We start from the raw sequence: 12,181 nt of genomic DNA on the forward strand, positions 1-12,181 counted from the left end.
CGAGATATTCAATGCTTCAACAAAATCGTCAGGCACTGGTTGTTGAAGGTGGTGGAATGCGCGGTGCATTCACCAGCGGTGTCCTAGATGCATTTTTACAGCAACAGTTTAATCCCTTCGATCTCTGTGTTGGTGTTTCTTCTGGTTCAACCAATGTCGCCAACTATCTGGCTGCACAACAAGGCCGCACACTACAAATCTACTTAGATCATTCGCTTCGAAAAGAATTTATTCATTATGGCCGTTTTTTCAAAGGCGGTGACCTGCTCGATTTAAAATGGATGTGGGATGTCGTGGAAAGCGAACATCCACTGAATCAGGCACATTTATTTGCCAGTCATCCTGAATTTTATATGGTCCTCACCCACGCCATTACCGGCGAGGCTACCTATATTAAAGCTTCAAAAGACAATATTCTGGATGGCCTAAGGGCCTCTAGCTCCATTCCGGTGCTGACACGCCAAGCCGTTGAGGTGTTTGGAGAGCCTTATTTCGATGGCGGTGTAGCAGATGCCTTGCCGGTACTTTGGGCAGCACAACAGCATGATGTTTCCAAATTGATGGTCGTACGAACCCGCCCCCAGAATTATTATAAAGCGGGCAGCAAAGGCGATCAGTTCCTTGCAAAATACCTGTTCAAGCAAAATCAAGGCTTTGCAAAAAGTCTATTGTCCAGAACACAACGTTATAATGATTCGGTTCAGTTTGTACGCACCCCATCAGGACAAAAAATTCTGGAAGTCTGCCCACCTGATCTGAAAAACATGGCAGGTCGGCTGACCAAGAATAAGGCCAAAATCCGCTATAGCTATGATGTAGGTTTAGATGTTGGCTTACAAGCCATCGAAGACTGGAACAAACTTTAAATCCCATATTAAGACAGGATCAGCGTGTTCATGCTGATCCACCCTCCAGATCTCCCGAATATTTTCCTTTTAGACTGTCCCGTTAACTCAATAGGATTCACATTGCTATTTTAGACTTGGCAACAGCAGCTAAAAAGGCGCAAAATCTGCTTTTATTTTTTTATTTATTTGGGAATTGATTATGAATAAGCAGCCATCCCCACAAAAAGATTCAAATGAAACCGTATTGGGATGGAAATTTGTCATCATTGTTGGGGTGCTCAGTACCATTTTTTTAAGTTTTTTCTATTTAGCGATGACCCAAGAACCTGATTATATGCCTGGCGCGCAACGCAAGGCACAGCAACAGAAAGCGCATGCTCAGGAAGCTGCTCCGGCCAGTTCCGACGTGGTGGAGCAATCTAAGCAGTAATCAGATCAATGAATGTCAATTACAGCTTAGTTCTTTGCTGTGATTGGCATAATCATTTCAATATGAGGAATACCACATTCATCATATGCCTCGCCTTGCACTGCAAATCCAAACTGCTCGTAAAATGAAATTGCATGCACTTGTGAGGATAAATGCAGAAATTCACGCTGCTGCTGTCGTGCATAGGCCAGAATCTCTTGCATGATCATTTGACCAAGACCTTGCCCCCGATAAGCCTTCAGTACTGCAACTCGCCCCACACTATTATTTTGTAATAATCGTGCTGTCGCAATCGGCTGATCCTGATCATAAAGAACAAAGTGTTGTGAGATCGCATCTTGCTCATCCCACTCATCTGCTTCCGCAATACCTTGTTCCTGAATAAAAACCAATGTCCGGATCAATTTCGCATCTTGCTGTAATTGATCCCAAATTCCCTGTTTGACTTGATACATCGTTTTCTCTGTTTGAATTAACACTTACAGCCCATATTCTCGACTGGCATCTGATCTTGCAATAACAGTTCCAGACTTTGCTTCTCAATCCCATACATCGCTTTTAAAGCTTGAATCTGCTGCATAATTTTAGCATCAGGTTGTTGTATATCTTTGCGCTTGGTCGCCAGAATCATTTTATTTTTGCTGGTATGTTCCAAAGATACAAATTCAAATACCTTGGTTTCATAACCATAGGCTTTCAGCAACAAGGCACGTAAGGTGTCTGTCAACATTTCTGCCTGCTGTCCGGCATGAATGCCAAACTGAAGCATCGGCTGTAACACCTCTGGACTTTGTAATTGTGGACGTAGCTCTTTATGACAGCACGGCGCGCACATGATCATGGATGCATTGAGACGAATCCCGGTATGAATGGCAAAATCCGTTGCAATATCACAGGCATGTAATGCAATCATCACATCCAGTTTTTCTGGTTGATAGCTCCGAACATCACCTTCAAAAAAGTCCAGATGATTAAAACCAACCTGATCAGCCACATGCTGGCAGAACTCCACCAGATTGGAACGCAGCTCCACCCCAGTGATTAAAGGCGTCTTTTGCTGTGCTTGTAAATAATCATATAGGGCAAACGTTAAATAACCTTTACCTGAACCAAAATCGACAATATTTAATTCCTGTTGTGCAGCATCGATCTGTTCATAGGCATTGGAAAAGATCTCAATAAATTTATTAATCTGTTTCCACTTCCGTGCCATGCTAGGTACGATTTGCCCTTTTTCATCGGTAATCCCGAGATGTTTTAAGAACGGGCTTTGTTGTTGCACATAACGTTGCTTTTCACGATTATGTTGCTGCTGTTCAAGCTTGTCTGCCAGCGCCTGTTTTTTCTGGCGGGTCAACATGGCTTTCTTTTTATTTTTCTTAAGCTGTATGTCTTGATTCAAGGTAAATAAATTTGCCTGTTTAGATTGGGCCAACAATTCTGCAATTTTTTCCAGACCTTCACTCATTGAATAGTTTTTGGTGATGTCTTGAGTGGTATGGTGATACAAACAGGACAATGTTGCCTGTCCTTGCAGTTCAATCATACGGAAAGTGATTTTCTCTAAATGTGCCAGCTCCCCTTTGTACTGACTCAGAATCAGGCGATCAAAGCTTTTATTTTCAATAGATTGCTGGATATCCAAGAAAAACTGCTGTTCTTGTTCAAAAGAAAAATTCGGCGCAAACATAATGAAAACCTGACAAATAGAAACTAAATTTTAAAGCGTCTTACTTTAAAAGGGAAATTGCATTACGATACAGTTGTATTTTTATGCACCTGATCGCTTGATGAACTCAAAAACATTGCTGGACTATGACCCCAAAGAAGAACTGATCAATGCCTATAGTCATGGACTTGGCGCTGTCCTTGCTTTGATTGCTTCCATTTTTCTAATCGTTAAGGGCCATGCTCTGCCCTTGGGCCAGTGGATGAGTTTATGGGTCTATGGCTTTAGTCTGGTACTGCTACTCAGCAGTTCCATGCTTTATCACTTTGCAGTGGATGAACGTAGACGCTACTGGTATAAAAAGCTGGATCATACTGCAATTTATTATCTGATTGCAGGCACTTATACCCCGTTTCTGAGTATTGCGATTCCCACCGCCAAAGCTCACTACCTGCTGATTGCCTTATGGATCATAGCGCTGATCGGCACCCTGTTTAAGCTGGTCTTTATTCACCGCTTCCAGAAGATTTCTCTGGCAGCCTATCTGTTGATGGGCTGGCTCGCCATTCTGGTGATGGATGATATGCAGCGTTATCTGAGCAAAGATGCGATACAACTCTTAATTGCAGGCGGATTGGCTTATACCATCGGCACATTGTTTTATGCGTTAAAAAAGGTAAGATATACCCACGCAATTTGGCATGTTTTTGTGCTATTAGGGGCAGGATTACACTTTTTAGCAATCTACTGTTATGTATTATAAGTCCTTATATAGCATTCAGTTTTTCTAAGTAAAACTGCACATTCAAAAGGAATTTTTCAAGACAGTCTTCTGTTTCTTGAACGAATAACATGAAGGTCTTGTATGTCGTCAAGCACTACGACTGCCACCCCGGAAGTGGCCAGCAATTCAAAAGTACGGGTATTATTTGCCAGCCTTGTCGGTACCACGATTGAGTTTTTTGACTTTTATATCTACGCCACAGCCGCTGTACTCATTTTTCCACATTTATTTTTCCCAGAAAGTAGCGATGGTGCTGCCGTTCTAAAATCACTGGCAACCTTTGCCATCGCCTTTATTGCACGCCCGATCGGTGCGGCACTGTTTGGGCATCTCGGTGACCGGATCGGCCGTAAAGCAACCTTGGTGGCTGCCTTGCTGACCATGGGTATTTCAACGGTGTGTATCGGTCTGTTGCCGACTTATGCGCAGATTGGTCTTGCAGCCCCGCTCCTGCTCGCATTATGTCGTTTAGGACAAGGTTTAGGTCTGGGTGGTGAATGGAGCGGTGCCGTATTGCTCGCTACGGAGAATGCACCAGAAGGCAAACGCGCTTGGTATGGCATGTTTCCGCAACTCGGTGCACCGATCGGCTTTATCCTTGCCACAGGCTCATTTTTACTGCTGAATGCCTTTATGACAGAACAGGCGTTCATGACCTGGGGCTGGCGTATTCCATTTATTGCCAGTGCAATCTTGGTCTTGGTTGGCTTGTACATCCGTTTAAAGCTACATGAAACACCGGCCTTCCAGAAAGTCTTGAATAAGCAAAAAGAAGTCAATGTTCCTTTCAAGGAAGTCATGACCAAACATTTGCCCATGTTAATCCTGGGTACCATCGCCGCCATCTGTACCTTTGTGGTGTTTTATCTCACCACGGTTTTTGCCTTGAACTGGGGCACCACCAAACTTGGGTATGCGCGCGGTGAGTTTCTGGTGTTACAACTGTTCGCAACCTTATGTTTTGCTGCCTTTATTCCCCTCTCTGCGATTTTTGCAGAGAAGTTTGGCCGTAAAAACACTTCGATTGCAGTCTGTGTACTTTCTGCCTTGTTCGGACTCTGCTTTGCACCGTTATTAGGCTCCGGTAATCCACTACTGGTGTTCTTGTTCCTGTGTATCGGTCTTGCGATTATGGGTTTAACCTACGGACCAATTGGTACCGTACTGTCAGAGATTTTTCCTATCTCGGTCCGTTATACTGGTTCTGCCTTAACCTTTAATCTGGCAGGTATTTTCGGTGCCTCTTTTGCACCTTATATTGCGACCAAACTGGCTGAAAGTTATGGACTGGGCGCAGTGGGCCTATATCTCAGCTGTGCGTCGATCCTGTCTTTAATCGCCTTTTTACTGATTCGTGAAACCAAACATGATGATGTAAATAATCAGATTTAAGCACTGAATTTCAGATGATCTGTAAATAACCGATTCAGATCATCTGAAATACCATTCAATTTATGCTGTTTTATCTTATAAAGTTGCTTTTGCAACTGCATTCTTCCAAATATTTTTTGTGCTAAAATAACCGCCTTTATTTTTTCTTAGACGATTGTGTTATGTACGCAGTGATTATCGTTGCCGTATTTTTAATCAGCTTCTTATATACCTATTTACGTGGTAAAGAGCGCTTAAAAGCATCTCGACAATTATTTGACCATTCGACATTTTTAGCGCCGATTAACATGTTTATGACGGGCTTTTCCAAATTGCCGAACCAACCTTTCTTTGATGTGGCACAGTTCCCTGAACTCAAACCACTACAAGATAACTGGCAGGTGATTCGCGAGGAAGCCATTCAGCTACAGAACCAGATTAAAGCCTCTGAAAAGAATAATGATGCGGGCTTTAACACCTTCTTTAAACGTGGCTGGAAACGCTTTTATCTGAAATGGTATCAAGATAGTCATCCGTCAGCACAACAACTCTGTCCCAAAACCGTAGCACTACTGGAAAGCATTCCCTCAGTGAAAGCGGCGATGTTCACAGAGCTTCCTTCTGGAAGTTATCTGGGTAAGCACCGTGATCCTTATGCCGGTTCGGTACGCTACCATCTTGGCTTGGTGACTCCGAATAGCGATGACTGCTTTATTGAGGTTGATCAGGAGCGTTATAGCTGGAGAGATGGTGAAGCCACTGTATTTGACGAGACCTTCGTGCACTGGGCTGAGAATAAGACCGATGAAACGCGCATTATCCTGTTCTGTGATATTGAACGACCAATGAAATGGGGCTGGGCACAAAAGTTCAACCACTGGTTTGGCCGTAATGTCATGTCAGCTGCAAGCTCACCCAATGATGACCAAGACAAGACTGGTTTCATCAACCGTATTTTCAAATATGGCTATGCGGTACATCATTACGGTCGTGGTTTAAAAGAACGTAATCGTCCACTGTACTATGCTTCAAAGTGGTTATTATTTGCGATTATTATTGGCCTGATCCTGCTGCCAAGTTTTCTGTAAATCTATTGGTTTAGCCATAAAAAAAGAGATGCGATTGCATCTCTTTTTTTATTCCGAAGCGACTGCTTATTGAATCGCCTGAGCTGTTTGGGTGCCCGCAGTTTGTGCAGCAGCCGCATTCGCCGCCTGAACTGCAGTTTCACCAATTAAAGCAATCTTCGCTTTCTCTTGGCTTTTTGCAGATAATGCCGGGTTTGATGCCACAATACGATTGATGTTGGCAGAGTTCGCTGGTGCAATTGCTGCAGTTTGCAATACGATTGGACGGTTACCTGTTTCGCCTAAAGTATAGCGAATACCAGTACGCGGGCTGACCACAGTCGTCACTTCACGCTTGACTTGCGCTTCTGCCGTGTTAGTACCTTTTGCTGCCAATACTTTATCAACAGTCGTGGTTTGTGGAGCTTCAGCTGCAAATGCAAAACCTGATACTGCAGCACTTGCCAAAATTAAAAGTTGTAATGGTTTTTTCATTGTCTTCCCGCTTTTAATGCGAATTCAATCAAGATCTGTAAGTTCAATAATGAAACTACAAAGCTGCCATTGACTCAAGTTATTTATCGTAAAAAAAGCAGAGTCCAATGCTCTGCTTTTTTATTTTAGTGCAATCTAAAAATCAGGATTTAGATTTTACCGTGACATTGCTTGTATTTTAAGCCTGAACCACATGGGCACGGCGCATTACGGCTTTCCGGTACCGGGAATGGTGCATTGTCGGTAAAGCCTTCAGTTTCTTCAGAAACCGTGACTTCTCCGGTTAAGCCGTCGACATCATCATGTTCAAATGAAAGACGCATTGATTCAGCCTGACGTTGTTGCTGCGCTTCAAGCTCCGCCAATTCTTCAGCTGTCGGTACATGAACACGAGATAAATCAGTCACCACATCAGACTTGATAATTCCCAGCATATTCACGAATAAGTTGAAGGCTTCTTTCTTGTATTCTTGTTCAGGGTTCTTTTGTGCATAACCACGTAAATGAATCCCTTGACGCAAGTAATCCATCGCCGCCAAATGATCTTTCCAATGACGATCCAGCGAGTTCAACATGAAATGACGTTCCAGCATAGCTGCGGATTCATCTCCCATTTGCTCACGACGTTGGCGATAACGGGTAATCACTTCATCTGCAATACGCTCAATCAGGCCTTCCTCGTCTAAACGGCGATCTTGGTCTAACCATTGCTGTACCGATAACTCGATTCCCAAGTCAGACTGTAATGCTCCTTCCAGACCTTCAATATCCCATTGGTCATGAATTGATTCCGGTGGAATAAAGTTGGCAATTAGGCCTTTCACCACTTCGTGATGCATTTCTTCGATATAGTCTTGTAGCGTACTTTCTGCCAGAACTTCATCACGTTGCGAATAAATGATCTTACGTTGTTCGTTGTTCACGTCATCGTACTTCAACAGGTTCTTACGAATATCGAAGTTACGTGCCTCAACTTTACGTTGTGCATTTTCAATCGAACGGCTGACCATCTTGTGCTCAATCGCTTCGCTTTCTTGCAAGCCCATGGCACGCATCATGGCAACTACACGGTCACCCGCGAAGATACGCATCAAATCATCTTCAAGCGACAGATAGAAACGAGATACACCCGGATCACCCTGACGACCAGCACGACCACGCAACTGGTTATCAATACGACGTGATTCATGACGCTCAGAACCAATGATATGTAGACCGCCAGAACTTAACACGTCTTCGTGATCTTTTTCCCATTGGGCCTGTAAACGCGCTTCATCTTCAGCGGTCGCATTTTCAATTTTGGCAAGCTTGGCTTTCCAGTTACCACCCAGCAAAATATCGGTACCACGGCCCGCCATGTTGGTTGCGATCGTCACCGCATTCGGACTACCTGCTTGCGCAATAATATCTGCTTCACGCTCATGCTGTTTCGCATTCAGGACTTCATGATGAATACCGGCCTGTAATAACTTGGCAGATAAAATTTCACTGGCTTCAATCGTCGCGGTACCGATCAGGATCGGTGCAACGCCCTGCTGACGAATCTTGGTAATTTCTTCAATAATCGCGGTATATTTACCATTACGGTTTAAATAGATTAAATCGTTATGATCGACACGGACCATTGGACGGTGGGTTGGAATAATCACCACATCCAGACCATAAATTTCTTTCATTTCCGAAGCTTCAGTATCGGCAGTACCGGTCATACCTGACAGCTTTTTATACAGACGGAAATAGTTCTGGAAAGTTGTGGTTGCCAGTGTCTGGTTTTCCGGCTGAATTTCCATGTTTTCTTTGGCTTCAACCGCTTGATGCAAACCTTCTGACCAACGACGACCCGGCATGGTACGACCCGTGCTCTCATCGACAATAATCACTTCTTCTTTTTGCGTCTGCGGATTGATACCGATAATGTAATGTACATTCTTCTGGTACAAATAGTGCGCACGGATTGCAGCAGTCACATGGTGAACCAGATTCAGGTTGGTTGCTGAATACAGGCTTTCACCTTCAGCCAACAGCCCCATTTCAATCAATTTCTGTTCAACCGTTTCATAACCGATTTCAGTCATTTCCACTGAACGCTGCTTTTCATCCACCCAGAAATGTCCACCATCTGCCACTTTTTCTTCTTTCTGTGGACGTAATGTTGGCGGAATACTGTTGATCAGCTGGTATAGCTGAGATGAGTCTTCGCTTTGACCAGAAATGATCAATGGTGTACGCGCCTCATCAATCAGGATCGAATCGACCTCATCGATGATGGCATAGCTTAAGCCACGTTGTTTTTTCTCTTGTAGCGAGAACACCATGTTGTCGCGCAGATAATCGAAACCAAATTCGTTGTTGGTCCCGTAAGTAATATCGGCCGTATAGGCTTTTGCCTTTTTATCAGGCATCTGCATGGAGTAAATCACACCAATGCTCAAGCCTAAAAATTCGAATAAAGGACGGTTTAACTCGGCATCACGCTGCGCCAAGTAATCATTTACGGTAATGACGTGAACACCTTGACCACTCAATGCATTGAGATAACACGCCAAAGTACCCATCAGGGTTTTACCTTCACCGGTACGCATCTCGGCAATTTTACCTTCGTGCAAGGTAATACCACCAATTAACTGCACATCGTAGTGACGCATGCCCATGACACGTTTTGCCGCTTCACGGCAGACAGCAAACGCTTCTGGCAATAATTTATCTAAACTTTCGCCATTACTAAAACGTTGTTTGAATTCTGGAGTTTTTGCAGAGAGGTCTGCATCGTTAAGAGCAGATATCGTCGGTTCAAGCGCATTAATTTGTTCAACAATTTTACGCATGCGTTTGAGCTCGCGCTCATTTTTTGTACCGAAGATACCTCCGATCAGACTTGCCAACATGAATAAACTCTCTAATCCTGTTTGTTATAAGGTTCGTCAATAACAACAAACCCTAGGTCGGTTAATTTTTTCTTAGCTGTTATTATGGAGTCAGAAATAAGAACTACAAGTGCTTTGCATCCAAACAGGTAAAAAAATCTGCGAGGCGATTCTGACATCACACCAGTAAAGATGCGTTAATGTAGCAAATTTGCCTTAAACTTACATCGACCTGAATGTGAATTTCCGATCATTTTTTAACAAGATCCCTAAGAGATATCTCAAAAGTTCATAACAAAATACAAAAACAATAATTTTATTTATAAAGTGAATGCTGCATATTGAATAGAGAAACGACATAGAAAAAAGTATAGAGGATTCATCATGACATTACGTTTAGGCGATACCGCGCCAAATTTCCAGCAAGAATCTAGTGAAGGTAATATTGATTTTTATGACTTTTTAGGCGATAGCTGGGGTATTCTGTTTTCCCATCCAGCAGATTATACGCCGGTCTGTACCACCGAACTGGGTTATACCGCCAAACTGAAAGATGAATTTGACAAGCGTGGTGTTAAAGCCATTGCCCTTTCGGTTGATGATGTTGAATCGCATAAAGGCTGGATTCAGGATATTAACGAAACCCAGAATACCACGGTGAATTTCCCCATCATTGCGGATAAAGACCGAAAAGTGTCTGAACTTTATGGATTTATTCATCCCAATGCCAGTGAAACCTTAACCGTTCGCTCATTGGTCATTATTGATCCGAATAAAAAAGTGCGTTTGATCATTACCTATCCGGCATCAACAGGCCGTAATTTTAATGAAGTATTGCGCGTGGTCGACTCACTGCAACTTACCGACAACCATAAAGTCGCGACACCCGCAAACTGGCAACAAGGCGAAGATGTGGTGATTGTGCCGTCATTAAAGGATGAGGAAGAAATCAAACAACGCTTCCCGAAAGGCTATAAAGCCGTCAAACCGTATTTAAGACTCACGCCCCAGCCTGAGTGAGGATCAAACGAGCAACGCTCGTTCCGAAACGCAAGGTGAACAGCTATGCTGTGAGCTAAGAGATTAAAGCGAAAGCTTTATATCGCAGTACAAGACAAAGTATCAAGCCTATCTCAGCGATAGGCTTTTTTCGGTCTGATTCAAATTTGTTTTGGTATTTCTGAATCGATACGTTATAAAAATAATTCGATCCGGAACACAATAAAAATCATCATGATCTATAACATCCATCACCTGCATTGTGGCAGTTTCTGCCCTGTCTGCGCGCCTTTATTTGGACAAAAAGGCTGGAAAGCCCATCTGGTCTGTCATTGTTTATTAATTGAAACTGATCGGGGATTGGTATTGGTTGATACTGGGTTGGGCCTGCAAGACTATTTACATACCGAACAGCGCCTTGGCAGTTTGCTGACACAATTTGGTTCGATCGTGCCGAACTTGAAACTCAGTGCCATTCAACAGATTCAGCAACTCGGCTTTAGTCCCAATGAGGTAAAACATATCTTTGTGAGCCATCTGGATTTTGACCATGCAGGCGGCATCTCTGATTTTCCCCATGCAACCGTGCATGTGCTGGCCTCTGAATTTAATGCAACCCAGACTTTATCTGGCAAAGGCAAACTACGTTATAAAACCGCGCAGTTTAAACAGCATCGACATTGGAGCTTTGCAGAACATAACGATGGTGAAGAATGGTTTAATCTGCAGCGCGTAAAAGGCCTCCCGTTGTTTCAGGATGAAATTTTAATGGTGCCGTTGCTGGGACATACACTTGGACACAGTAGCATTGCAATAAAAAAACAGGACGGCTGGATTCTGTTCTGTGGGGATGCCTACTTTTCTCATCTGGAACTCAATCCGAAACATAAACTCAGAACGCTTGATCTTACCGAACGTTTATTGGCTGAAGATAACCAGCAGCGTTTGCATAACCTGAAACGCTTACAGTATCTGGCTCAACATGAGCCTAAGATTGAGTTAATTTGTGCACACGACCCCGTTGAATTCAGTCGCTATCAAGCTATCTTATGAAAAAAACACTCATCGCGCTTACAGTCATCTCCTCCCTCAGTATTGGTGGCTGTATGAAACATCCAGGTCTGGATGATGAACAACGCCCTGAAAATTGGGGAACACTGATCTCACACACCCATAATTTTTATCAGATCAGCAGTGATGTGTTTCGTAGTGAACAGCCGAGCAATCAGTTAATTCCAAGCTTAAAACAGTACAATATTGATACGGTGATCAACCTTCGTGCACGCAATGACGATGCCAAGGTGCTTAAAGATCAGCCCTTTAATCTGGTCCATATCCCGATTTATACCTGGGCGATCAATCGCGAAGACTTATTACAAGCGATGCGTGCCATTCAAACTGCCAAACAGAACAATCAAAAAGTGTTAATCCATTGCTACCATGGTTCAGACCGTACAGGTGCGACCATTGCCATGTATCGCATTATTTTTGAACATTGGTCGATTGAAGATGCGGTAAAAGAAATGAAACAAGGTGGCTATGGTTTTCATGTGATCTGGAAGAATATCGAGCATTTGCTGAGCCCTGAAAATGTAAAATGGATTCAACAGCATCTGTCGAATCCATCTTCATAGCATCCCATCAAAAGGGATTT

12 protein-coding genes are annotated in these 12,181 nt (G+C 43.3%); 8 read left to right on the forward strand and 4 right to left on the reverse strand.

The genetic code is table 11. The features are described 5' to 3' along the window. Positions 1-11: 11 nt before the first annotated feature. A complete protein-coding gene (locus J699_RS05920; protein ID WP_032870033.1) occupies positions 12-866 on the forward strand; it encodes a patatin-like phospholipase family protein in 855 nt (284 codons plus the stop codon). A 181-nt stretch (positions 867-1,047) separates the two neighbouring features. Beyond that, the gene (locus J699_RS05915; protein WP_032870035.1) at positions 1,048-1,278 is read left to right on the forward strand and encodes a hypothetical protein; all 231 of its coding nucleotides are present in this window, start codon (positions 1,048-1,050) and stop codon (positions 1,276-1,278) included. A gap of 26 nt (positions 1,279-1,304) precedes the next feature. On the opposite strand, the gene J699_RS05910 is transcribed toward J699_RS05915, so the two are convergent. Beyond that, positions 1,305-1,733 carry a GNAT family N-acetyltransferase gene (locus J699_RS05910; protein ID WP_032870200.1) on the reverse strand — a complete coding sequence of 143 codons (429 nt, stop codon included), beginning with the start codon at positions 1,731-1,733 and terminating at the stop codon, positions 1,305-1,307. A 17-nt stretch (positions 1,734-1,750) separates the two neighbouring features. Next, a complete protein-coding gene (locus tag J699_RS05905) occupies positions 1,751-2,968 on the reverse strand; it encodes a class I SAM-dependent methyltransferase (protein ID WP_032870037.1) in 1,218 nt (405 codons plus the stop codon). 100 nt (positions 2,969-3,068) lie between these two features. Here J699_RS05905 and trhA point away from each other — a divergent pair, with 100 nt between their 5' ends. The 3 genes from trhA to lpxO all read left to right on the forward strand — a co-directional run bounded on the left by trhA (position 3,069) and on the right by lpxO (position 6,190). After that, the gene (gene trhA / locus J699_RS05900; RefSeq protein ID WP_032870203.1) at positions 3,069-3,710 is read left to right on the forward strand and encodes a PAQR family membrane homeostasis protein TrhA; all 642 of its coding nucleotides are present in this window, start codon (positions 3,069-3,071) and stop codon (positions 3,708-3,710) included. A 102-nt stretch (positions 3,711-3,812) separates the two neighbouring features. Continuing rightward, a complete protein-coding gene (locus J699_RS05895) occupies positions 3,813-5,123 on the forward strand; it encodes an MFS transporter (protein ID WP_005226915.1) in 1,311 nt (436 codons plus the stop codon). 161 nt (positions 5,124-5,284) lie between these two features. Beyond that, entirely contained in the window at positions 5,285-6,190 is a 906-nt protein-coding gene (gene lpxO, locus J699_RS05890) for a lipid A hydroxylase LpxO (RefSeq protein WP_005226913.1), read from the forward strand. A 66-nt stretch (positions 6,191-6,256) separates the two neighbouring features. Here the strand turns inward: lpxO and J699_RS05885 are convergent, their stop codons facing one another. Together J699_RS05885 and secA are read right to left on the reverse strand one after the other, a co-directional pair. Further along, complete coding sequence (locus J699_RS05885; RefSeq protein ID WP_005288925.1) at positions 6,257-6,664, reverse strand: hypothetical protein; 408 nt, start codon at positions 6,662-6,664, stop codon at positions 6,257-6,259. A gap of 149 nt (positions 6,665-6,813) precedes the next feature. Further along, positions 6,814-9,549 (reverse strand): preprotein translocase subunit SecA, encoded by a 2,736-nt coding sequence (gene secA / locus J699_RS05880; protein WP_032882867.1) that lies wholly within the window; start codon positions 9,547-9,549, stop codon positions 6,814-6,816. Between the two features lie 363 nt (positions 9,550-9,912). Here secA and J699_RS05875 point away from each other — a divergent pair, with 363 nt between their 5' ends. From J699_RS05875 to J699_RS05865, 3 genes are all read left to right on the forward strand, one after another. Continuing rightward, positions 9,913-10,548 carry a peroxiredoxin gene (locus J699_RS05875; protein WP_032870043.1) on the forward strand — a complete coding sequence of 212 codons (636 nt, stop codon included), beginning with the start codon at positions 9,913-9,915 and terminating at the stop codon, positions 10,546-10,548. Between the two features lie 213 nt (positions 10,549-10,761). Beyond that, positions 10,762-11,580 carry an MBL fold metallo-hydrolase gene (locus J699_RS05870; RefSeq protein WP_032870045.1) on the forward strand — a complete coding sequence of 273 codons (819 nt, stop codon included), beginning with the start codon at positions 10,762-10,764 and terminating at the stop codon, positions 11,578-11,580. Further along, positions 11,577-12,161: a dual specificity protein phosphatase family protein gene (locus tag J699_RS05865; RefSeq protein ID WP_032870048.1), complete on the forward strand. Its 585-nt coding sequence runs from the start codon at positions 11,577-11,579 to the stop codon at positions 12,159-12,161. The genes J699_RS05870 and J699_RS05865 overlap by 4 nt, the downstream gene beginning before the upstream one ends. The last annotated feature ends 20 nt before the right edge of the window (positions 12,162-12,181 follow it).

Source organism: Acinetobacter sp. 1000160 (assembly GCF_000588715.1).
GTDB classification, from domain to species: Bacteria; Pseudomonadota; Gammaproteobacteria; order Pseudomonadales; family Moraxellaceae; genus Acinetobacter; species Acinetobacter courvalinii.

Bases quoted from the DNA above. Each gene is read 5' to 3' on its own strand.
- J699_RS05920 (WP_032870033.1), top strand. From the start codon at position 12: ATGCTTCAACAAAATCGTCAGGCACTGGTTGTTGAAGGTGGTGGAATG.
- J699_RS05915 (WP_032870035.1), top strand. From the start codon at position 1,048: ATGAATAAGCAGCCATCCCCACAAAAAGATTCAAATGAAACCGTATTG.
- J699_RS05910 (WP_032870200.1), bottom strand. From the start codon at position 1,733: ATGTATCAAGTCAAACAGGGAATTTGGGATCAATTACAGCAAGATGCG.
- J699_RS05905 (WP_032870037.1), bottom strand. From the start codon at position 2,968: ATGTTTGCGCCGAATTTTTCTTTTGAACAAGAACAGCAGTTTTTCTTG.
- trhA (WP_032870203.1), top strand. From the start codon at position 3,069: ATGAACTCAAAAACATTGCTGGACTATGACCCCAAAGAAGAACTGATC.
- J699_RS05895 (WP_005226915.1), top strand. From the start codon at position 3,813: ATGTCGTCAAGCACTACGACTGCCACCCCGGAAGTGGCCAGCAATTCA.
- lpxO (WP_005226913.1), top strand. From the start codon at position 5,285: ATGTACGCAGTGATTATCGTTGCCGTATTTTTAATCAGCTTCTTATAT.
- J699_RS05885 (WP_005288925.1), bottom strand. From the start codon at position 6,664: ATGAAAAAACCATTACAACTTTTAATTTTGGCAAGTGCTGCAGTATCA.
- secA (WP_032882867.1), bottom strand. From the start codon at position 9,549: ATGTTGGCAAGTCTGATCGGAGGTATCTTCGGTACAAAAAATGAGCGC.
- J699_RS05875 (WP_032870043.1), top strand. From the start codon at position 9,913: ATGACATTACGTTTAGGCGATACCGCGCCAAATTTCCAGCAAGAATCT.
- J699_RS05870 (WP_032870045.1), top strand. From the start codon at position 10,762: ATGATCTATAACATCCATCACCTGCATTGTGGCAGTTTCTGCCCTGTC.
- J699_RS05865 (WP_032870048.1), top strand. From the start codon at position 11,577: ATGAAAAAAACACTCATCGCGCTTACAGTCATCTCCTCCCTCAGTATT.